Origin of the sequence: Gluconacetobacter johannae, assembly GCF_014174305.1 — a bacterium.
In the GTDB taxonomy this organism is placed as follows: Bacteria; Pseudomonadota; Alphaproteobacteria; order Acetobacterales; family Acetobacteraceae; genus Gluconacetobacter; species Gluconacetobacter johannae.
Window position 1 is genome coordinate 162,086 of the sequence record NZ_JABEQH010000006.1, and the last position, 20,860, is coordinate 182,945.

Below are 20,860 nucleotides of genomic sequence, written 5' to 3' on the forward strand. Positions count from 1 at the left end.
GTGCGGCGCGGCAGGCTTGTGCGTTGGTCGGGCCGCCACGCGGAGAAAGCACGCCGATGGACCACCCCATCCCCAGGCGAAAACTGCCTCGCGCCCGAACGATCGCCGAACGCGCCTTCGCCGCCCTCGAGCGCTTCGTGCATGTCGAAGCCGTCAGCGGCATCGTGCTGCTGGCCGCCGCCGCCTTTGCCCTTGCCTGGGCCAATTCAGCGATGGCGGACAGCTATCATCACCTCTGGCAGCTCTCTCTTGCGATCCGGCTGGGTGGGCTCGTCTTCGATCGCCCCCTGCATTTCTGGATCAATGATGTGCTGATGACCGTCTTCTTCCTCGTCGTCGGCATGGAAATACGTCGGGAAGTTCATGAAGGGGCGCTGAAGGGCGTGCGGCAGGCCTTATTACCTGTCGCGGCGGCGCTGGGCGGCGTGCTGGTGCCTGCGCTGCTCTATCTTGGCCTCAACGGCTCCGGTCCGCAAAGGCAGGGCTGGGCCGTCCCCACCGCCACGGACATCGCCTTCGCCGTCGGCGTGCTGGCGCTTCTGGGCAAATCCATCCCGGGAAATATCCGCATCTTCCTGCTGGCGCTGGCAATCATCGACGACATTGTCGCCGTGCTCATCATTGCCTTCTTCTATTCCAGCGGACTGCAATATGGCGGCTTCGCGGTCGCGGGTCTGGGCGTCGTCATGGTGTTAAGCCTGCACATCATCGGTATCGGCTCCGCCTCTGCCTATGTGCTGCCGGGCGCGGTCGTCTGGGCCGGCTTGCTGGCGACGGGCGTCCATCCCACACTGGCGGGTGTGGTGCTGGGGCTGATGACGCCTGTCACGCCCATGCGTGCAGGTGAACAGACGCTTCCTCCTGTCGTGCGGGTACAGGCCGCGTTACACCCGTGGGTGGCCTACGGGGTGATGCCTCTCTTCGCCCTGGCGAATGCCGGCGTGACGGTTGCCGGGGTCGACCTGTCCCGAGGCGGGCCGCAATGGGTCATGGCAGGTGTCGCCATCGCATTGGTTGCAGGAAAATTCTCGGGGATCGTGAGCGTGAGCTGGCTGACGGTGCGTCTTGGCCTCTGCCGCCTGCCGCCGGGCGTCGATTGGGGTGGCGTATGCCTCATCGGGCTGCTGGGGGGCATCGGGTTCACCATGTCCATCTTCATCGCCATGTTGGCCTTCCAGGACCCGAACCTGCTCGGCGCGGCCAAGCTGGGCGTTCTCGCGGGCTCGGTGACAGCCGCCGCGTCGGGGCTTGGCTGGGGCGCGATCTATGTGCGCGGACGCCGCCGGCAGGCATAGTCCCAGCACAGCCGCCGATCCCGTCCGCCTTACCGCGTCATCCCCGGCCGCGGCAGGGCGTCGGCCTCGCGCAGGCGCAGTCCGTCACTGTCCTGGACGCCCCGCCGGTAGAAAAACAGCAGCAGCGAGCACACCAGGATCGCAACGGCGACGACCTGTTGCGTATGGCCGCCATATCCGGCGGCGGCGGGGTTCAGGAATCCGACCCCGATCATGGCCAGGTTGAAGACCACCAGCACGATCGCGATGGCGGTCCAGATCCGCCCGCGACAGATCGCCGGCGTCTGGTCCGGCCGATGCCGCCGCAGGATCGTGAAACCACCCAGCGCCAGGATCACCGACAGGATGTAGCCGATGTTCCCGGCGAAGATGATGCCGGTGATATTGGCGATGAAGAACACGATGAAGATGTTGACCACCAGATCCACCACCATGGCCCGGGCCGGCACGCCCCGCCCGTTCAGCCGATCGAGCTGCCGCACGGTCAGCCCCCGTTCGGCCAGGCCGTGCAGCGCGCGGCTGGACCCGGCGATGGCCGAATTCATCGTCACGAACTGCGCCAGGCAGATCACCGCGATGAACACGCCCGTCAGCCCGTGGCCGATGATGCGATCGACGACGGCGACATAGAACCCGATCGGATCGTCCCCGATGGCCTGTTCCCCCACCACCGACGGCAGCACCACGCAACTGAGCACCGCGACCAGGATGACGATCAGCGACGACACCACCAGCGCCCAGCGGATGTGATCGCGCGGGTTGTGGTATTCGGGCGCGAACGTCGCGCACAGTTCGGTGCCGTAGCTGGTCCAGGACGTGATGAAGGACCAGACCAGAAAGGCCTGCCACAGCGGCAGGCCGCCGCTTCCCCCGAAATGCCAGTGCAGGCGCGACAGGTCGATGGGCACCACGAAGAACGGGCCGATCAGGCAGACCGCGCCCAGCAGGCCCAGCAGCACGCTGACGATGCGATTGATGCGGGCCACCAGGGCAATGCCCCGCACGTTCAGCACATAGACCAGCAGGATCATCGCCGCGGCGATGACATGCGGCAACCCGACCGCGCCTCCGCCCAGCGACACCGTCGCCGTCCACGATGCAAACCACTGGGCCTGCACCAGCCGCCCCACCTGCAACCCGCAGACCGCCAGCGTCACCGACCAGCCGGCCCAGTAGCCGAAGACGGCCAGCGCCCCCAGCGGGGTGGCGTATCGCCGCCAGGCCTCGTGCGCGAAGACGCCGATCCCGCCCGACCGGTCGGGCAGCAGCAGCGCCAGTTCGGCATAGATCAGGTTCTGGACCAGCGCGATCAGGCTGGTGACGCACCAGACTGCCAGCGCGCCCCACGCCCCGATCGGCCCGATTTCCAGCCCGATCAGGCAGAAGGTCGTAACCGGCGTGCCGATCGCCAGCATCACGCCGTCGCTCCAGCGCAGGGACCGGACGAAGCCGGTGGCGGTATGGGCTGTCACGGTGCTGCCTCCCTGAACCTGACGCGACGAAGGGCACGCAACGGGGCGCTCCGATGAACACGGCCGATCCGTCGCAGCCATAGAAGCGCACCACGGGCAGGATGTCGATACGGATGCAGAATGGCAGCCCGATCGAGGGTGCCCGGACATTCGAGCGCAGGAAACGGGATGCGCGATCAGGGCCGAATCCCCATGATCTATTCCATGACCACGCCAGCAGACAGGAACAGGACCATGCCGGCAGAGACATCCACCCCTTTGGCGGCCGACGCGGCGACCGAGCGCGACCCGCGCTGGGCGCGGATCGTCGCGCGGGACCCCTCCGCCGACGGCCTGTTCTGCTATTCGGTCGCGACCACCGGCGTCTATTGCCGGCCGTCCTGCCCGTCGCGCACCGCAAAGCCGGCCCATGTGCGCCTGCACGACACGCCGGCCGACGCGCGGGCGGCCGGCTTCCGGCCGTGCCTGCGCTGCCGGCCGGACGACGCGCCCCGCGCGGCGCGCAACGCGGCGATCGTCGCCGGGGCCTGCCGGGCCATCGACCGGGCCGAGGACATGCCGTCGCTGGAGCAACTGGCCGGCGCGGCGGGACTCAGCCCCGCCTATTTCCACCGGCTGTTCAAGGCCGAAACCGGCCTGACGCCGCGCGATTACGCGGTGGCCCGGCGCGGCGCGCGCCTGCGCCGGGGCCTGGCGGACGCGCCGACGGTCACCGCCGCGCTCTTCGATGCCGGATACGGCTCCAGCAGCCGGTTCTACGCGGCGGCCGGGGATCTGCTGGGCATGCCGCCCGCCGCCTGGCGCAATGGCGGCGCGGGCCAGACCCTGCGCTTCGCCATCGGCCAGTGTGCCCTGGGCGCGCTGCTGGTCGCCAGCAGCGACAAGGGGGTCTGCGCCATCACCCTGGGCGACGATCCGGACGCGCTGACCCGCGATCTGCAGGACCGCTTTCCCAACGCGGAACTGACCGCCGGCGATGCGGCATATGACGCGCTGGTGGCGCGGGTGGTGGGCTTTGTCGAGGCCCCGCAACTGGGGCTGGACCTGCCGCTGGACATTCGCGGGACGGCCTTCCAGCACCGGGTCTGGAACGCACTGCGCGCCATTCCCCCCGGCCGGACCGCGACCTACGCCCAGATCGCCCGGCAGATCGGCGCGCCGGGGGCGGTGCGCGCGGTGGCCGGGGCGTGTGCCGCCAATGCGCTGGCCGTCGCCATCCCCTGCCACCGCGTGGTCCGCACGGACGGGTCGCTGTCGGGCTACCGCTGGGGCGTGGCCCGCAAGCGCGCCCTGATCGCGTGCGAGGCATCGGCATGATGCCCGACATCGCACCACACCCGGACTGGTCCCGCGTCGCCGACGCGCTGGATTCACGCGGCTGGGCCTGCCTGCCCGGCCTGCTGTCCCCAGCCGAGGCCGACGCCATCGCCGGCCTGTATGACCGGCCGGACGGGTTTCGCTCGCGGGTGGTGATGGAACGGCACGGGTTCGGGCAGGGCGAGTACCGATATTTCGCCTATCCGCTGCCGCCGCTGGTGCAGACATTACGCACGACGCTCTATCCGCCATTGGCCGCCATCGCCAATGCATGGCACGCCCGCATGGGCCTGACGGACCGCTTTCCCGCACACCATGCCGAGTTTATCGCAACCTGCCATGCGGCCGGACAGCACCGCCCGACGCCCCTGCTGCTGCGATACGGGCCGGGCGATTATAATTGCCTGCATCAGGACCTGTACGGCGCGCAGGTCTTCCCTCTGCAAATCGCCATCCTGCTGTCGCGCCCGGACGACGATTTCACGGGGGGCGCCTTCATCCTGACCGAACAGCGCCCGCGCCGGCAGTCCCGCGCCGATGTCGTGCCGCTCGACAAGGGCGACGCAGTGATCTTCGCGGTCAACCACCGCCCGGTCCAGGGCGCGCGCGGCCCCTACAGGGTGACGATGCGCCACGGCGTCGGCACCGTTCGGTCCGGCCGCCGCCACACGCTGGGGATCATATTCCACGATGCCGCCTGATCCCGCCCCTCCCGGTCCGTCGTTCGACCTGTTCACCGCCCTGCGCGACCAGGTGCTGGCCCCCGGGGCGATGCTGCTGGGCGGCTTCGCGCGGGACGACGCGCTCACGCTGCTGGCGGCCATCGACGACATCGTGGCCCTGGCGCCGTTCCGCCGCATGACCACACCGGGCGGACGCGCGATGTCGGTCGCCATGACCAATTGCGGCCAGGCCGGCTGGGTGTCGGACCGGGCGGGCTATCGCTACGTGCCGGCCGATCCCGCGACCGGCCGCCCCTGGCCCGCCCTGCCGCCCTCCTTCGCCGCCCTGGCCGCGCGGGCGGCGGCACGGGCCGGGTTCGCCGGCTTCCGGCCGGATGCCTGCCTGGTGAACCGCTACGACCCCGGCACCCGCCTGACCCTGCACCAGGACAGGAACGAACGGGATTTCAGCCGCCCCATCGTGTCGGTGTCGCTGGGCCTGCCCGCCCTGTTCCTGTGGGGCGGACCCGCGCGGACCGACCGGGTGCGGCGCGTCCCGCTGGAGCATGGCGACGTCGTGGTCTGGGGCGGCCCGGCGCGCCTCACCTATCACGGCATCCATACGCTGGCCGACGGAACCCATCCGCTGACCGGACGGGTCCGCCTGAACCTGACGTTCCGGCAGGCGCGATAGCGCCCGGATGGACCCGGATGGACATCGGCGGCGGCGGCACCTATGCACGCCCCCATGTCATCGACCGCCCCGAACACACCCCTCAGGAACCGCACCTGGATCGGTATCGATTTCGGCACGACCAACAGCGTCGTGGTCATCGCCGGACCGGACGGGCACACGCGCACCGCGCGCTTTTCCTTCCCCGGCCACCCGGACGCCGACACCTGCCGCACGCTGCTGTGCCTGTGGCAGGAGGAGGCGCGCGGCCGCCTGACGGTGCATGAATCCATCGGCCCCGCCGCGATCGACGCCTATCTGGACGATCCGGCGGAAAGCCGGCTGATTATGTCCATGAAGTCGTACCTGGCGCAGGGTTCGTTCCGCGAGACGCGGCTGCTGGGCCGCCGGCTGACCCTGGAAATGCTGGTCGGCCAGTTCCTGGCCTGCCTGATGCGCGAGGTCGGGATCGACCCGGCCGAGGTGCACGCCACCGTCGGCCGGCCCGTCCGCTTCGCCGGCGAGATGCCCGACGATGCGTTCGGCGAACAGCGCCTGCGCGACGGCTTCGCGGCAGCCGGCTTCGGCGGCATCGCGGTGGCGCTGGAACCCGAAGCCGCCGGCTGGCGCTTCGCCCAGCGCCTGGACGCCCCGGCCACCATCCTGGTCGGCGATTTCGGCGGCGGCACCAGCGATTTCTCGGTCCTGCGCTTCGACCCCGCCGGCACGCGCCGCGCCCTGCCGCTGGGCCATGCCGGCGTCGGCATCGCCGGCGACCAGTTCGATTATCGCATCATCGACAACGTGGTCTCGCCCTGCCTGGGGCGCGACACCACCTATCGCGTGATGGGCGGCGAACCGCTGCCGGTGCCCATCGAATGGTACGCCAGCCTGGCGCGCTGGCATCGCCTGTCGCTGATGCGGACGCCGCAGACGCTGCGCGCCATCGCCGACGTCACCCGCACCGCGTCGGAACCGGACCGTCTGCGCGCGCTGTCCAGCCTGATCGAGGACCAGCAGGGCCAGGCGCTGTATCGCGCCGTGGGGGCCGCGAAAAGCGCGCTGTCCACCGCCGACAGCACCATCCTGCGCTTCGCGCACAAGGACATCCGCATCGAACGCACCATCACCCGCGCCGAATTCGAAGGCTGGATCGCCCCCGACCTGGCGCAGTTCGACGACGCGGTATCGGCGGCGCTGGACCGGGCCGGGCTGCAGGCGGGCGATATCGACCGGGTGTTCCTGACCGGCGGCACATCCTTCGTGCCGGCGGTGCGCGCCCTGTTCGTCGATCGCTTCGGCGCGGACCGCGTCGATACGGGCGGCGAGTTCGTGTCGGTGGCCGAGGGCCTGGCCCTGATGGGCGGAAGCTGACCCGCCGGATTTGCCAACCCGGCCTCGGCGGGAAAAGATACGCGCCGGACGGAGGCCGCCATGCGATTCACCCTGAAGCAGATCGAATATTTCGTGGCGGCGGCGGAAAGCGGGTCGATCACCACGGCGTCGCGGCTGGTGCATATCTCGCAACCCTCGATCTCGGCCGCCATCGCACATCTGGAAGACGTGTTCCGGATCCCGCTCTTTATCCGCCACCATGCGCTGGGCCTGTCGCTGACCGCCGAAGGCCAGGTCTTCCTGCGTGAAGCGCGGGTCCTGCTGCAACAGGCGCAGGACCTGGACGCCGCCGGCACGACGATCGCCGAACGGATCGACGGGCTGCTCGAGGTCGGATGCATGACCACGCTGTATCCGCTGGTGGTGCCCGACCTGATCCAGACCTTCGAGGCCCGCCACCCCGGCGCACGGCTGAAGGTGGTGGCCGGCCATCATGGCGAACTGATCGAGAAACTTCGCAACGGGGACATCGCCGCCTTCCTGGCCTACGACCTGAACATCCCCGCCGACCTGGAATTCGAACCGCTGGCCACCCTGCCGCCCTTCGCCTTCGTGTCGGCCAGCCACCGGCTGGCCAAGCGGCGGACGGTGGCCCTGGCGGAACTGGCCTCCGACCCGTTCCTGCTGCTGGACCTGCCGCTGTCGCGCGATTATTTCCTGACGCTGTTCAGCCAGGCGGGCCTGACCCCGCAGGTCGCCGGCCGGTTCCAGAGCATCGACGTGGTCCGCAGCCTGGTGGCCCGGGGCGTGGGATACAGCCTGGCCAACGCCCGCCCCCGCAACCGCGCGGCGCTGGACGGGCGGCCGTTGTCCTACCTGGCGCTGAAGGGCGCGCACCGCGAACTGAAATACGGCACCGCGCGGATCGCCGGCCTGCGCCGCACACCCCGCACGGCCGCCTTCCTGTCGCTGTGCGGCGAGATCCTGGCCAACCGCCCGCTGCCCGGCACGGATTGATGCCAACTGGCGCAGGCAAGGGCGTTGCCCTTGCAAGGGCCGAGGCCCTGCCGGGTTCGGGCAGAGCCCGACCTTCCTATGGGAAAGCGCCCCGAGGCACCATCACCCCGCCAGCGCGTCGATCACCCGCGCCAGGAAGCGGTCCCCCTCCGCCAGTTCGGCGCGGGTCACATATTCGTCCGGCTTGTGCGCCCGGTCGATCGAGCCGGGGCCGCAGATGATGCAGGGCAGCCCAAGCTGTTCCTGGAACAACCCGGCCTCGGTCCCGAAACCGACGCTGACGACCTCGTTCCGCCCCGCCGCCGCCAGGCCCAGCGCGCAGATCTCGGATGCGGTGTCCGGCACCAGCCCCGGATAGGCGTTGTCCACCGCAATCGCGATCTCGCCGCCGGGGCCGGAAAGCGGTGCACGGTCCGCGACGACGCCGGCCGCCGCCCGACGCAGCCGCTCCAGATAGGGCGCGGGGTCGTCGCCGGGCAGCAGGCGCATCTCGAATGCAACCTGGCAGCGGTCCGGCACGATGTTCAGCGCGGTGCCGCCCTGGATGATGCCGACCTGCACGGTGCCGAACGGCACGGCATAGCCGTCGGCGCGCGCGCCGTCGCGTTCCACGTCGCGTTGCAGGGCCTCGATCGCGCGCACCATGTCGGCCGCCATCAGGATCGCGTTCTGGCCCAGCCAGGGGTTGGCCGAATGGGCGGCCCGCCCGGTGCAGGTGATGGTCGCCGCGACCTTGCCCTTGTGCCCCACCGCGACGTGCAGATCGGTCGGTTCGCCCACCACGCAGCCCGCGGCGCGGAACCCGTCATCGCGCAACTGCCGCAGCAGCGCGCGCACGCCGACGCAGCCGATTTCCTCGTCATACGACACGGCCAGGTGCAGCGGGCGCGCCAGCGCCGGACGCCGCGCGGCGTCATGCGCCGCCGTCAGCATGCAGGCCAGGAACCCCTTCATGTCGCTGCTGCCGCGCCCGTACAGCCGGCCGTCGCGCTCGGTCAGCACAAAGGGGTCGGACGTCCAGTCCTGCCCCGCCACCGGAACCACGTCGCTGTGCGCCGACAGCACGATGCCGTCGTCGCGCTCGGGGCCGATGGTGGCCAGCAGGCTGCCGCGCCCCGGCGCGTCGCCCGGCAGGCGGCGGATGCGCGCGCCGGTCGCTGCCAGTTCGCCCTCGACCCAGTCCAGCAGCGGCAGGTTGGTCTGCCGGCTGATGGTGGGGAAGGCCACCAGACGGGCCAGGAAATCGACGGTGCGGCTCATGGTCCGTTCCCGGCCGCGACGCCCGACACGTCGTTCAGGCCGGCGCGCGCGGCCATCCACAGATAAAGCGGCGCCGTCACCGCCAGCCCCACCAGCCAGGACAGGTCGATCCCGCCCATCGCCCGCGCCAGCGGGCCGGTGTAGAGCGCGTTGGACAGGAACGGCGCCTGCACCGCGATCCCGATGGCGTAGCAGACCATCGCCGGGCCGTTGACGTAGCCGTAGATCCCCCCATCCGCATGGAAGAACGAGTCCACGTCATAGGCGCCGTGCCGGACGAGGTAGTAATCCACCAGATTGATCGCGGTCCACGGCACCAGCACCGCCATCAGCAGGTTCAGGAATTCGGTATAGCTTTCCATGAAGCTGCCGGCGAAGAACAACGCCATCAGCAGCGCGGCGACCATCAGGACCACCGCCACCGCCAGCCGCCAGCCCAGCCCGAAACGGGCCTGCGGCCAGAAGGTCTGGAGCACCGTCAGCGACGACAGCGTGCCGCAATACACATTCATCGAATCCGCCGCCGCGATCCCGACCGACAGGATCACCATGACCGGCATCGCCACGGGGCCGAGCAGGCCCGACATCGTCGCGACCACGGGCGCGCCATGCGCCAGCCCGCCCAGCACCACCCCCAGCGCCATCGGCAGGACCGACCCCAGCACCGTCCCCCAGTAGGTGGCATGGAACGCCAGGCGCATCCCGCGTTCATCCGCCGGCATGTAGCGCGAATAATCCGAGACGTACGGCGCATAGGCGATCTGCCACAGGGCCGCGACCGAGAACGCGCCCAGCATGCCGGTGACGGACGCGCCGCCCGACGTCCAGCCGATCCTCCCGCCGGCCCGCAGGCCGATCCACAGCAGCGACAGCAGCACCGCCCCGCCGCACAGCACCGTCATCAGCCGGGTCGCGGCATGGATCAGCCGGTAGCCCCAGATGACGGGCGGCACGACCAGCGCCGCGATAATCAGGATGCCCGGCACGCGCCCCAGGCCCGGGGCCATGCTCTGCAACCCCTCGCCGCCCAGCACCAGGTTCGACGCGGCGAAGCCCACATACATCACCACCACCAGCACGGTCACCGGCACCGCGCCCAGCGATCCGAACTGGCCGCGCGTCTGCACCATCTGCGGCACGCCCAGGCCAGGCCCCTGCGCCGCATGCAGGGCCATGAAGACGGCGCCCGCCAGATTGCCCAGCACGACAGCCAGCAGGCCCAGCAGAGGCGACAGATGGAAAACCGTCGTCGCCAGCGCGCCGGTGACGACCGTCAGCATCATCATGTTGGACCCGAACCAGACGGTGAACAGGTCGCGCGACCGGCCATGCCGGTGGGCATGCGGGATGCGGTAGATCGTTCCCGTCTCGATCCCGCCGGCCGCGGCACCCTCTGTCGTCAGACCCATCCGTCCTGCCCCCTCCGCCGCGCCGCGGCATGTTCCACGACTCGATCCGTCCACGCAACAGATGCGCGGGCCGCCGGCCCGGCGCAACTCCATAATTGTGACGCGCAAGACCGGTTTTGCCGGGGACCGGACCATCCATGCGGCAATCGCCGCGCCGCGATCAATCGAACGGATTACGCACCCGGTCCGGCGGTTTCGGGCCGGGCACGGCATCCGGCAGGCCGGGGTCGGCTTCCAGCACCGCGACCACCGCGTGCAGCACCGCCAGCAGGCGCCGGGCGCGGTCCAGCCCCGGCCGGTCACGCGTCAGGTCGGTCCGGCCGTAGAACGCGATGGCATCGCACCCGTTCTCGATCGTCATGCCGTCGATGGTCTCCGACATCGTATCGTCGGCGAACGGCACCAGGCGTCGCGTCATGTTCCCCTACCCCTTCAGCCATCTGCGCCACAGGCGTTCGATCTCGCGCATCTGCCGGCGCGTCCTGCGCTCCGCCGGGCCGGCATCGGGGTGCGGCAGATCGAAGCGCGCCGCCTTCACCGCATCCGGCAGAGCGGGAAACGGATCGACCCCCACCACGCGGATCAGCGTGTCCACCGTCACCTCGTTGCAGGTCGGGCGCACCGCGCGATTGCGGCAGACATAGACCCCGGCCCCGTTCCGCGCCGGATCATAGACCGCCTTCCACGTCGAGGTCGGCACCAGCACATGGCCGCCGATGCGCGACAGGTCGCGCGCGTGAAAGGCCGGACCGGTGACGATGTACAGATCGCCGTCCCGCCGGGCCAGGTTCCGCACCGCTTCCTCGATCCCGGCCCAGATGCCCCGGTTCAGGTCGCCGGCCTGCGGCACGATGTTGGACAGCAGGAAGCTCTCCTGCTGCGCCGCGTCGTCGGCCATGTCGCCCGACGGCGCCATATGGCCGCGGTCATAGCCCGAACGGCGAAAATCCTCGATTTCCGCCCGGTCGGACGGCGGCAGGCGCTGATCGGCGGCGAAAACGCCCCTGCGCGGCAGGGAACGGGCGGCCTCGACGGCAGCCGCCGTCAGATGTTCGGCCGACCACAGCGGCCCGCGCGACACGCCCGACGCCAGCACGGCATAGGCCCGATTGCACAGCAGATGCGTCCGCACCGCCAGCGCCGGCCGCGCGAGCGTCGGCAGGACACCACCGACACCGAACGCCGCGCACGCTGCCGCCTGCCCCCACGCACGATCCGGGGCCAACGCCAGGCACAGCAGCGCGAGGCCGATCCGAAGGCCGCGCGGGCGGCGGCAAAACACGCGGTTCAGCCCGCCCCCATCTGCCGCAGGGCCACGCGGCAGGCGGCCAGGTCCCACGCAGCGCACCCCACGCTCTTGAACACCACCGGCCGGTCGGCCGGCGGCGGGGGGCCGTCGATCGCATCGACCAGCGGATGGACCCGGTCCCACGACACGCCGGCCTGGATGTAATCTCCGGCCTCGACCGGCGCGCCCACCGGATCATCGACATACAGCACGCTGCCGCCGATGGTGGCGGCCCCGATTTCCACCATGTTGGGACGAAAGGCCCCGACGCCGACGATCAGGCGGCCGGCCCGCGCCGGCAGATCATACAGCGGCACATGCGACGTCGTGACCAGGATCACCACATCCACCTCGCCCGGATCGTCGCCGGCCGACACGCAGCCGACCGGCAGGCCGGTCCGCTCCGCCACTGCGCGCTCGCGCGCCACCGAACGGCCCTGCACGAACACCGCCGCCTGGGGCCAGGTGTCGGCCAGCGCCTGGACATGGGCATCAGCCTGCGCGCCGGTGCCGATGACCAGGATGCGGCGCGGCGCATGGGGCAGCAGCCGGCGTATTCCCACCAGCGTCACCGCCGCCGTCCGGCGGCCGGTCGTCACCGGGCCGTCCAGGGTGAACAGCAACCGCCCGGTCCGCGCGTCGCCGCACGTCACCTGCCCGTGGATGGCCGGCAGGCCCTGGGCGGGGTTGTCGGGATAGACGGTGACCAGCTTGTGGCACAGCAGGTCCGGGCCGGCACAGGGCATGGACAGCAGCACGCCCCCACCCCCCGGCGCCTGCATCACCTGCCGTTCGGGGCAGAGAATGGCGCCGTCGCGATAGGCCGGCAGCGCGGCCTCCAGCGCCTCGATCAGCCCGGCAAAAGGCAGCAGCGCGGCCGTCGCCTTTGCATCGTACATGTTCATGACGGACATTCCGATCCAGGGACAGGCCTTACCCGATATCGAACGACACGCCCTGCGCCAGCGGCAGGGTGGAGCCGTAATTGATGGTGTTGGTCGCCCGGCGCATATAGCCCTTCCACGCGTCCGAACCGGATTCGCGGCCGCCGCCGGTTTCCTTCTCGCCACCGAAGGCGCCGCCGATCTCGGCCCCCGAGGTGCCGATATTGACGTTGGCGATGCCGCAATCGGACCCGGCCGCCGACAGGAAGCGTTCGGCCTGCCGCAGGTCGGTGGTGAAGACCGCCGAGGACAGGCCCTGCGGCACCGCGTTCTGGGCGGCGATCGCCTGGTCCAGGTCGGTGTATTTCATGACGTAGAGGATCGGCGCGAACGTCTCGTCCAGGACGGGGCCGGCCTGCCCGGCCATCTCGACCAGCGCCGGACGGGCATAGAACGCATCGGGGAACTCCCCGGCCTTTTCACGGTTTCCGCCGGTCACGACGCCGCCCAGGGCGCGCGCCGCATCCAGCGCCTGCTGCATGCGCTCCATCGCCGCCGCGTCGATCAGCGGCCCGACCAGATTGCCCTCGTCCAGCGGGCTGCCGACCGTCACCGATTCGTACGCCGACTTCAGGCGCGCCACGAAGCCGTCATAGATGCCGTCATGCACGAACAGGCGGCGCAGCGTGGTGCAGCGCTGCCCCGCCGTGCCCATGGCGGCGAAGGCGACGCCGCGCAGGGTCAGCTCCAGATCGGCCGAGGGCGTCACGATGGCGGCGTTGTTGCCGCCCAGTTCCAGGATGGCGCGGGCGAAGCGGGCGGCCAGGCGCTGGCCGACCGCGCGGCCCATCGCCGTCGATCCCGTGGCCGACACCAGCGGCACGTCGGGATGATCGACCAGGATTTCGCCGATCTCGCGCCCGCCGTTCAGCAGGACCAGCAGCCCGTCGGGCACGGCGCTGCCCGACGCCGCGAAACGCGCGGCGGCGCGACGGAAGATGGCCGCGCAGGCCAGGGCGGTCAGCGGCGTCTTCTCGGACGGCTTCCAGACGACCGAATTGCCGCAGACCAGCGCCAGCGCCGCGTTCCACGACCAGACCGCGACGGGGAAATTGAAGGCCGAGATCACCCCCGTCACGCCCAGCGGGTGCCATGTCTCCATCATGCGGTGCTCGGGCCGTTCGGTCATGATGGTCAGGCCGTGCAACTGGCGCGACAGGCCCACGGCGAAGTCGCAGATGTCGATCATCTCCTGGACCTCGCCCAGCCCTTCGGAGGGCGACTTGCCGACCTCGATCGACACCAGGCGGCCCAGGGCCTGCTTGCCGGCGCGCAGTTCCTCGCCCAGCAGGCGCACCAGCTCGCCCCGGCGCGGCGCGGGCACCAGCCGCCAGGCCAGGAAGGCGGCGCGGGCGGCGGCGATGCCCTCATGCGCCCCCTGCGGCGTCGCGGCGACCACCCGCGCGATCTCGCGCCCATCGACCGGCGAGCGCACGGGCATGTCGCCGGCCAGCGCGTCGGCCGGAACGTCGAGCGAGGCCAGAAGGGATCGGGTTTCGGCGGAAAGATCGGGCATCGGATATCCTGTCGGAAACATGGTCGCACAAAGAACGGAAAACGGGTCAGCGCCGGGTCTTCACCCGCTCCCCCGCCGCATGGGCAAGGCAGGCCCCGGTCTCATAGAAGATCTGCCGGGCCCGGCGAAACCCCGGCGCCTGGACATCGGTCACCGGCAGCGGCAGGGCGGCATCGTCGATGACGCCGCGCGCCACATCGGCCAGCACCCGGCCGAACACGGTGCCGGGGGCGATGCCCCGCCCGTTATAGCCGCAGATGGTAACGATCCCCGGCGCCAGGCGATGGAAGCGCGGCAGGTTGTCGGCCGTCATGCCGATGGTGCCGAACCATTCGCTTTCGAAGCGCACCGGGCCGACCTGCGGGAACATCCGCGCCACCGAACGACGCGCCCACTCCCGGTGCACGCCCAGCCCCGCGCCGGACAGCGCGCCGATGCTGCCGAACACCAGCCGCCCGGCCTGGTCCATGCGGAACGAGCGCAGGATGCGGCGGGTATCCCATGCCCCCTGCCGGCCCGACAGGATGGTCCGCCGCACCGCGTCGGGCAAGGGCGGCGTCGCGCAGTTGAAATAGGGCAGCGGCGTCAGTTCCTGCGCCAGGGCGGCCCACGGGCCGGTGCCATAGGCGTTCGACGCCACGATCACCTGGTCCGCCAGCACCTGCCCGCCCGGAAGGTCCAGCTGGTAGCGCGCGCCGGACTGCATGCAGCCCGTAACCGGCGAACGCGTGAAGACCCGCGCCCCCGCCGCGATCGCCGCCGCGGCCAGCCCGCGCGCATAGGCCAGCGGCTGGATCGTGCCGGCGCGCGGGTCCAGCAGGGCGGCCCGATAGGCCACGCTGCCGGTCATGCGACAGGTTTCCGCCCCGTCGAGCACGCGCACCGCGACGCCCCGCGCCTGCCATTGCCGGGCGCGTTCGCCCAGTTCGCGCCGCCCCTTTTCATCGTCGGCGCAATGCAGGGTGCCGGTCCGTTCGGCCTCGCACGCGATGGCGTGGCGGTCGATCAGGTCGAAGACCTCGGCCGGCGCGTTGCCCAGCAGGGACAGCAGCCGTTCGCCATGCGGTTCGCCCAGCGTGCCCGGCAGGTCGTCGGGCATGACCCACATGCCGGCATTGACCAGGCCGACATTGCGCCCCGATCCGCCGAACCCCACCTCGGCGCCGTCCAGCACCACCGCCTCGACGCCCGCCGAGGCCAGGTGCAACGCGGCGGACAGGCCGGTATAGCCCGCGCCCACGATGGCCACCCGTGTCGTGACCTGTCCCGACAGCGCCACGGTGGCGGGGGCGGCCGGCGCCGTGCATTCCCACAGACCGTGGGACCGCGGATCAGCCAGCATGTCGTGTCGTCCCCGCCAGCCCGCGCCCGTTCGTTCCCGTCAGCATCATCCGCCGCCCCGCATCCGCCGCCCATCCGTCGGACCGGTGTGCGTTCTGCCGCCGCAACGCTCAAGTGTTACTTGGTCAGGGGGTCATTCCCATCCGGAATGATCCGCGCCGCCCGGCCGGAAACCGGCGGTCCGATCCCTGAAATCCATTTCTTACGTTATTGTAATCCATCTTTGACCCAGATCATGTCGGCGCCGCCACGACCCTGCCATACAGACAGGGCGATGGGGGCATCGCATATCGAATCATCACGTTACACTTGCAGGGTCTTCGGACCCTGCTTTTTTTTTGCGCGGCACGGACCCCACCGCGCTACGCCGGCAGGGTCCTCGAACCCTGCCGCGTCACACAGGCGATCAGAGTGCGCCGAGGGACGACGCCCCACTGGCCGCCGCCGGCGCCGCGACGGGCTTCACCACCACCGGCCGAGACGACGCGTCTTCCTTCAGCATATATCCCTGCCCCCAGACCGTCGTAATCAGGTTCTCGACCCCGGCCTGATGCAGCTTCTTGCGTAGCTTGCAGATGAAGACGTCGATGATCTTCATTTCCGGCTCGTCCATGCCGCCATAGAGGTGGTTGAGGAAGGCATCCTTGGTCAGCACCATGCCCTTTCGCAGCAGCAGCAGTTGCAGGATCAGATATTCCTTGCCGGTCAGATGCACCGGCCGCCCGTCGACCGAGACCTCGCGGCTGTCCAGGCACAGCTTCAGCCGCCCCGCCCGCAAGGTCGGTTCGCAATAGCCCTTCGATCGCCGGACCACCGCCTGCACCCGCGCCGCCAGTTCGGTCGGGTCGTACGGCTTGGTGATGTAATCGTCCGCCCCGGCGGAAAACGCCTTTACCTTGACCTGCGGCCGAACCAGGCTGGACAGGACCATCGCCGGCGTGTCGATCCGCGCCGCCCGGATCGTCCGCACGACCTCGTACCCTTCCATGTCCGGCAGGACCATTTCCAGAAGCGCCAGGTCATAGTCATATCGTCGAAGCATTTCGACCGCTTCCGCCCCCGTGGAGACATGGTCGACGGCGTATCCGATCGACCGCAATGTGCCGGAAGTACCTTCAGCCGTGTCATCATCATATTCGACGAGCAAAACGCGCATGGGACCACCACAGGTTTTATTTAGAAACAATTACTACCTATAGGTGTGCATTTCCCCGGAAACAATCTTTATGAGACACGTGTTCTCCATATCGTCCTCCGTTTCACGCATATGTTATATCAATTTTTTTGCCTCCCGGCAGGCAGCAGCCCGCCCCGCCATCAATACGATTTCGTTTCGAGATACGTTTTTTCCTTGAATGGGGCCGGGGAGCCGGTATACCCACCTCCACCGAACGTCGTCTTGCGGCCACTGGACGCGATGCGGCACCCCAAACAAGAAACGATCATGAACCCCCGATCTAGAAACGCCTCGCGGGGGGGCCACGCCCGACGCATGTCGTTCGCGGGGTCCGTTCGCAGGCAGTGTGCATATCCGGGTCTGACCGTCCTGCCCGTCTGCTGACCCGCCCGGTCAGCCGACCGGCTTCGGGCTTCCCGGTTCGAGCAACCGCTTGAGCGGCAGGAGGCCCTGTTTCGTGGCTTTTTGTATTTTTCCGCACGCCCCGCGCCCCGCGCGGCCGGACCGGCGCGCATGAATCGCGCCCATGCTCCCGCACCACCCCGCCGTCCGCGCGGCGCGGCGCCGGCCATTCCCCTGCGGGCGTGGTGCCGCGGCAGCGTGCTGCGCCACGCGTCCCCGCCGGCCATGCGGCCCCGCCGGGCCACAGCCGATCGCCGGCCCGGCCTCACCGATCATGTCGCACTGGGATGCGCGTGGATGGCGGTGCGCGCCATCCAGGGGTTACGCAGCCGGGGCGTGCTGCGGCCGCATCATATTTCCCGCCTGCTGCCGGTCATCGTCAGGATGTCGGGCGTCTCGGGGGCCGGGACACCCCTGAAATCCAGCCGGTAGACAGGTCGGAGGTCTACGCCAACCCGTCGGGCCGAATCGTCACCCCGTGGTCCAGCGGCCCGGCGCCGGCGCCGTAACCGGGCGCCGCCGCGATCGCGGCCCGCAGGTAGGTGCGCGCCCGCACCACCGAATCGCGCAGGCCCATGCCCTGCGCCAACCCGGTGGCGATCGCGCTGGCCAGCGTGCAGCCGGTTCCATGTGTATGGCGCGTCTGCAGCCGCGCGGCCGAAAACAGGTCGGTGCCCGAGTCGCTGACCAGCACATCGGTCAGCACGTCGCCCTCCAGATGGCCGCCCTTCAGCAGCACGGCCCGCGCCCCGGCCTGGCGCAGTTCCACCGCCGCGCGGCGCATGTCCTCGACCGTGCGGATCGGATGGCCGACCAGGGCCTCGGCCTCGGGCAGGTTGGGGGTCAGCAGGGTGGCCAGCGGCAACAGGTCGCGCTTCAGCGTATCGACCGCGCTATCCTGCAACAGCCGCGACCCGCCCTTGGCCACCATCACGGGGTCGAGCACATAGGGAATGCCCGGCCGCGCCCGGATGATGCCCGCCACCGCGCCGATGATGTCCGCCCGGTCGAGCATGCCGCTCTTGAACGCATCGACGCCGAGATCGTCCAGAACGCAAAGCATCTGCCGCGTGACGAATTCGACCGGCACGGCGAAGACGTCCTGCACGCCCAGCGTGTTCTGCGCCGTCAGCGCCGTCACCGCCGTCATGGCGAAACCGCCCAGCGCCGTGACCGCCTTGATATCCGCCTGGATGCCGGCCCCGCCGCCCGAATCGCTGCCGGCAACGACGAGAACGCGCCCTTTCATGGCGTTACCCCGTCACGCCGCGACCTGGGCCGAGCCGATCGCGGTGCACATGGCGGCGACGACCCGCTCCACCAGCGCCGGATCCTCGGCCTCGGCCATCACGCGCACCAGCGGCTCGGTCCCGCTTTCGCGCAGCAGCAGGCGGCCCGCCGTGCCCAGCTCGGCCTCCGCCTGGCGCCTGGCCTCCTGCACCGATGGCGCATGCAGGGGGCTTTCGCCCCTGAAACGGACATTACGCAGCACCTGCGGGAACGGCGTGAACATGCGGCAGACCGCGCTGGCCGGGCGGCCCTCCTCGACCAGCACGGCCAGCACCTGCAAGGCCGCCACCAGCCCGTCGCCGGTGGTGGCGAAGTCGGACAGCACCATGTGGCCGGACTGCTCGCCGCCGATATTCGCACCCAGCTCCCGCATGCGCTCGACGACATAGCGGTCACCCACCGCCGTACGCACCAGTTCCAGGCCCATGCCCTCCAGGCACCGGGCCAGGCCCATGTTCGACATCACGGTGGCGACGATCTGCGCCGTGGCCAGCCGCCCCTGCCGGGCCCAGGACCGGGCGATCAGCGCCAGGATCTGGTCGCCGTCGATCAGCCGCCCCTGTTCGTCGGCGATCAGCACCCGGTCGGCGTCACCGTCGAGCGCGATGCCGATATGCGCCTTGTGCTCGACCACCGCCGCGCACAGGGCCTCGGGGCGGGTCGATCCGCAATTCTCGTTGATGTTGATGCCGTTGGGATCGCAGCCGATGCGGATGACTTCGGCCCCCAGCTCCCACAGCGCCGTCGGCGCCACGCGATAGGCCGCGCCGTTCGCGCAATCAATCACGATCCGCAGCCCGTCCAGGCGCCGCCCGCGCGGGAACGAGCCCTTGGCGTTCTCGATATACCGGCCCACGGCGTCGTTCAGGCGCGACGCCCGCCCGATCCGGTCGGGCGCGGCCAGTTGCCCGGCCAGGTCGGAACGCATCAGGGATTCGATCTCGGCCTCGGTCTCGTCCGACAGCTTGAACCCGTCCGGCCCGAACAGCTTGATCCCGTTATCGCCGAACGGATTGTGCGACGCCGAGATCATGACGCCCAGGTCGGCGCGCAGCGAGCGCGTCAGCATGGCGATCGCGGGCGTGGGCATCGGCCCGACCAGGGTCACGTCCATGCCGGCGGACAGGAAGCCGGACACCAGGGCGCATTCGATCATGTAGCCCGACAGCCGGGTATCCTTGCCCAGCAGGACCCGGTGGCGATGCGTCCCGCGCGTGAAGCGCAGGCCGGCGGCCTGCCCCAGCTTCTGCGCGATTTCCACCGTCATGGGGTCCTGGTTGGCGGTGCCCCGGATGCCATCGGTGCCGAACAGTTTTCTCGTCTTGGTCATGCCTTGGCTATCCCTGGGTACGCGTGGCCGTCGCGGGGTCTGCCCCAGCCTTATCGCAGGTCCACAGCCCCTGCCAGACCCGCACGGCCTGGATCATGGACGCCACGTTGTGCACGCGCAGGATGGGGTTGCCCAGCGCCAGGCCCGGCAGGCTGCTGACCAGGGTGCCCGGATCGCGCTCCGAGGCCACCGGCACATGCGCCAGATCGCCCAGCATGCGCTTGCGCGACGTGCCCAGCAGCACGCGGCAGCCCAGATTCGCCAGGATCGGCAGCCGCGCCAGCAGTTCGGCGTTCTGCGGCCCGTTCTTGGCGAAGCCGATCCCCGGATCGATGATGATCCGGTCGCGGGCGATGCCCGCCGCCACGGCCTCGTCGATCCGCGCCGACAGTTCGCGGACCACATCGACCGCCACGTCGTCATAGACCGCCAGGCGGCCCATCGTCTGCGGCGTGCCGCGCATGTGCATCAGCACCACCGGACAGGCCGCATCGGCCACCACCGCCAGCGCGTACGGGTCATGCATCAGGGCCGAGACATCGTTGATGAGCGTGGCCCCCATCCCCAGCGACGACGCCATGGTGCGCGCATTGCGGGTATCGACCGACAGGGCCACGTCGGTCTGGATTCGCAGTTCCGCGAAGACCGGGGCGATTCGGGCCCATTCCTCGTCCGGCGTGACCACGGCCGAGCCCGGGCGGGTGCTCTCGCCGCCGATATCCAGCAGGCCGGCGCCGGCCGTCACCATCGCGATCCCCGCGCGCATCGCGGCCTCGGGGCCGAAATGCCGGCCGCCATCGCTGAAACTGTCGGGGGTCACGTTGAGGATGCCCATGACCTGCGGCCCGTCCGGCAGGTCCGCCGACGGCAGGGGCGCGGTCATCCGCGCCAGTTCCGGCAGCCAGTCGGACGGGATGTCGGACGCCGGCACCAGGCGGGACGTCCCGTCGCCGATCAGCCGCGCCAGCGTGAAGGCCGCCGGGCCGCCGACCAGCCAGTGGGCGAAACCCGCCGTCACCGCCGCCTGCGCCGCCTGCCCGAAGACCAGTCCCATCGGCTCGATCAGCCGAAAAGCATCCATGCCCCTGCCCCCATCACCGTACCGTCGGAACGAAAACAGGCGGAGAAGATC

General features: G+C 70.1%; 19 protein-coding genes. 7 read left to right on the forward strand and 12 right to left on the reverse strand.

Translation table 11 applies throughout. The features are described 5' to 3' along the window. The first annotated feature begins 56 nt into the window (after positions 1 to 56). Entirely contained in the window at positions 57 to 1,295 is a 1,239-nt protein-coding gene (gene nhaA / locus HLH21_RS05990; protein ID WP_182942287.1) for a Na+/H+ antiporter NhaA, read from the forward strand. A gap of 29 nt (positions 1,296 to 1,324) precedes the next feature. Here nhaA and HLH21_RS05995 read toward each other — a convergent pair whose 3' ends face one another. Then, positions 1,325 to 2,767: an APC family permease gene (locus HLH21_RS05995; RefSeq protein WP_182942289.1), complete on the reverse strand. Its 1,443-nt coding sequence runs from the start codon at positions 2,765 to 2,767 to the stop codon at positions 1,325 to 1,327. 234 nt (positions 2,768 to 3,001) lie between these two features. Between HLH21_RS05995 and ada the strand changes: the two genes are divergently transcribed. From ada to HLH21_RS06020, 5 genes are read left to right on the forward strand one after another with little or no spacing between them, the layout of a single operon-like run. After that, positions 3,002 to 4,084 (forward strand): bifunctional DNA-binding transcriptional regulator/O6-methylguanine-DNA methyltransferase Ada, encoded by a 1,083-nt coding sequence (ada, locus tag HLH21_RS06000; protein WP_182942291.1) that lies wholly within the window; start codon positions 3,002 to 3,004, stop codon positions 4,082 to 4,084. Continuing rightward, entirely contained in the window at positions 4,081 to 4,785 is a 705-nt protein-coding gene (locus HLH21_RS06005) for a 2OG-Fe(II) oxygenase (protein WP_182942293.1), read from the forward strand. Before ada ends, HLH21_RS06005 begins: the two co-directional genes overlap by 4 nt. Next, complete coding sequence (alkB, locus tag HLH21_RS06010) at positions 4,775 to 5,440, forward strand: DNA oxidative demethylase AlkB (protein WP_182942295.1); 666 nt, start codon at positions 4,775 to 4,777, stop codon at positions 5,438 to 5,440. Before HLH21_RS06005 ends, alkB begins: the two co-directional genes overlap by 11 nt. A 54-nt stretch (positions 5,441 to 5,494) precedes the next feature. Then, entirely contained in the window at positions 5,495 to 6,793 is a 1,299-nt protein-coding gene (locus HLH21_RS06015) for an Hsp70 family protein (RefSeq protein ID WP_182942297.1), read from the forward strand. Positions 6,794 to 6,853: 60 nt separating this feature from the next. Continuing rightward, positions 6,854 to 7,771 (forward strand): LysR family transcriptional regulator, encoded by a 918-nt coding sequence (locus HLH21_RS06020; RefSeq protein WP_182942299.1) that lies wholly within the window; start codon positions 6,854 to 6,856, stop codon positions 7,769 to 7,771. Between the two features lie 102 nt (positions 7,772 to 7,873). Here the strand turns inward: HLH21_RS06020 and argE are convergent, their stop codons facing one another. The 8 genes from argE to HLH21_RS06060 form a co-directional block, all read right to left on the reverse strand. Then, a complete protein-coding gene (argE, locus tag HLH21_RS06025; protein WP_182942301.1) occupies positions 7,874 to 9,031 on the reverse strand; it encodes an acetylornithine deacetylase in 1,158 nt (385 codons plus the stop codon). Beyond that, positions 9,028 to 10,440, reverse strand: coding sequence for a purine-cytosine permease family protein (locus HLH21_RS06030; protein ID WP_182942303.1), 1,413 nt, complete (start codon positions 10,438 to 10,440; stop codon positions 9,028 to 9,030). The genes argE and HLH21_RS06030 overlap by 4 nt, the downstream gene beginning before the upstream one ends. Before the next feature lie 160 nt (positions 10,441 to 10,600). After that, positions 10,601 to 10,858, reverse strand: a complete 258-nt coding sequence (locus tag HLH21_RS06035) for a hypothetical protein (RefSeq protein WP_182942305.1) — start codon at positions 10,856 to 10,858, stop codon at positions 10,601 to 10,603. Between the two features lie 6 nt (positions 10,859 to 10,864). Then, positions 10,865 to 11,722, reverse strand: a complete 858-nt coding sequence (locus HLH21_RS06040; protein ID WP_182942307.1) for a DNA/RNA non-specific endonuclease — start codon at positions 11,720 to 11,722, stop codon at positions 10,865 to 10,867. 5 nt (positions 11,723 to 11,727) lie between these two features. Continuing rightward, positions 11,728 to 12,633, reverse strand: a complete 906-nt coding sequence (locus tag HLH21_RS06045; protein ID WP_182942309.1) for a delta(1)-pyrroline-2-carboxylate reductase family protein — start codon at positions 12,631 to 12,633, stop codon at positions 11,728 to 11,730. 28 nt (positions 12,634 to 12,661) lie between these two features. Then, positions 12,662 to 14,188 carry an L-piperidine-6-carboxylate dehydrogenase gene (gene amaB, locus HLH21_RS06050; protein WP_182942311.1) on the reverse strand — a complete coding sequence of 509 codons (1,527 nt, stop codon included), beginning with the start codon at positions 14,186 to 14,188 and terminating at the stop codon, positions 12,662 to 12,664. Positions 14,189 to 14,234: 46 nt separating this feature from the next. Beyond that, the gene (locus HLH21_RS06055) at positions 14,235 to 15,530 is read right to left on the reverse strand and encodes an NAD(P)/FAD-dependent oxidoreductase (protein ID WP_182942313.1); all 1,296 of its coding nucleotides are present in this window, start codon (positions 15,528 to 15,530) and stop codon (positions 14,235 to 14,237) included. Positions 15,531 to 15,935: 405 nt separating this feature from the next. After that, complete coding sequence (locus HLH21_RS06060; RefSeq protein ID WP_182942315.1) at positions 15,936 to 16,685, reverse strand: response regulator transcription factor; 750 nt, start codon at positions 16,683 to 16,685, stop codon at positions 15,936 to 15,938. 534 nt (positions 16,686 to 17,219) lie between these two features. Between HLH21_RS06060 and HLH21_RS06065 the strand changes: the two genes are divergently transcribed. Next, entirely contained in the window at positions 17,220 to 17,540 is a 321-nt protein-coding gene (locus tag HLH21_RS06065) for a hypothetical protein (protein ID WP_182942317.1), read from the forward strand. 13 nt (positions 17,541 to 17,553) lie between these two features. On the opposite strand, the gene thiD is transcribed toward HLH21_RS06065, so the two are convergent. From thiD to folP, 3 genes are read right to left on the reverse strand one after another with little or no spacing between them, the layout of a single operon-like run. Beyond that, positions 17,554 to 18,357, reverse strand: coding sequence for a bifunctional hydroxymethylpyrimidine kinase/phosphomethylpyrimidine kinase (thiD, locus tag HLH21_RS06070; protein ID WP_182942319.1), 804 nt, complete (start codon positions 18,355 to 18,357; stop codon positions 17,554 to 17,556). A 12-nt stretch (positions 18,358 to 18,369) separates the two neighbouring features. Then, on the reverse strand, positions 18,370 to 19,728 hold the full coding sequence (glmM, locus tag HLH21_RS06075; protein WP_182942321.1) for a phosphoglucosamine mutase: 1,359 nt from the start codon (positions 19,726 to 19,728) through the stop codon (positions 18,370 to 18,372). Between the two features lie 7 nt (positions 19,729 to 19,735). Beyond that, positions 19,736 to 20,809: a dihydropteroate synthase gene (gene folP, locus HLH21_RS06080; RefSeq protein WP_182942323.1), complete on the reverse strand. Its 1,074-nt coding sequence runs from the start codon at positions 20,807 to 20,809 to the stop codon at positions 19,736 to 19,738. Positions 20,810 to 20,860 lie beyond the last annotated feature (51 nt).

Bases quoted from the DNA above. Each gene is read 5' to 3' on its own strand.
- nhaA (WP_182942287.1), top strand. From the start codon at position 57: ATGGACCACCCCATCCCCAGGCGAAAACTGCCTCGCGCCCGAACGATC.
- ada (WP_182942291.1), top strand. From the start codon at position 3,002: ATGCCGGCAGAGACATCCACCCCTTTGGCGGCCGACGCGGCGACCGAG.
- HLH21_RS06005 (WP_182942293.1), top strand. From the start codon at position 4,081: ATGATGCCCGACATCGCACCACACCCGGACTGGTCCCGCGTCGCCGAC.
- alkB (WP_182942295.1), top strand. From the start codon at position 4,775: ATGCCGCCTGATCCCGCCCCTCCCGGTCCGTCGTTCGACCTGTTCACC.
- HLH21_RS06015 (WP_182942297.1), top strand. From the start codon at position 5,495: ATGTCATCGACCGCCCCGAACACACCCCTCAGGAACCGCACCTGGATC.
- HLH21_RS06020 (WP_182942299.1), top strand. From the start codon at position 6,854: ATGCGATTCACCCTGAAGCAGATCGAATATTTCGTGGCGGCGGCGGAA.
- argE (WP_182942301.1), bottom strand. From the start codon at position 9,031: ATGAGCCGCACCGTCGATTTCCTGGCCCGTCTGGTGGCCTTCCCCACC.
- HLH21_RS06030 (WP_182942303.1), bottom strand. From the start codon at position 10,440: ATGGGTCTGACGACAGAGGGTGCCGCGGCCGGCGGGATCGAGACGGGA.
- HLH21_RS06035 (WP_182942305.1), bottom strand. From the start codon at position 10,858: ATGACGCGACGCCTGGTGCCGTTCGCCGACGATACGATGTCGGAGACC.
- HLH21_RS06045 (WP_182942309.1), bottom strand. From the start codon at position 12,633: ATGAACATGTACGATGCAAAGGCGACGGCCGCGCTGCTGCCTTTTGCC.
- amaB (WP_182942311.1), bottom strand. From the start codon at position 14,188: ATGCCCGATCTTTCCGCCGAAACCCGATCCCTTCTGGCCTCGCTCGAC.
- HLH21_RS06055 (WP_182942313.1), bottom strand. From the start codon at position 15,530: ATGCTGGCTGATCCGCGGTCCCACGGTCTGTGGGAATGCACGGCGCCG.
- HLH21_RS06060 (WP_182942315.1), bottom strand. From the start codon at position 16,685: ATGCGCGTTTTGCTCGTCGAATATGATGATGACACGGCTGAAGGTACT.
- HLH21_RS06065 (WP_182942317.1), top strand. From the start codon at position 17,220: ATGAATCGCGCCCATGCTCCCGCACCACCCCGCCGTCCGCGCGGCGCG.
- thiD (WP_182942319.1), bottom strand. From the start codon at position 18,357: ATGAAAGGGCGCGTTCTCGTCGTTGCCGGCAGCGATTCGGGCGGCGGG.
- glmM (WP_182942321.1), bottom strand. From the start codon at position 19,728: ATGACCAAGACGAGAAAACTGTTCGGCACCGATGGCATCCGGGGCACC.
- folP (WP_182942323.1), bottom strand. From the start codon at position 20,809: ATGGATGCTTTTCGGCTGATCGAGCCGATGGGACTGGTCTTCGGGCAG.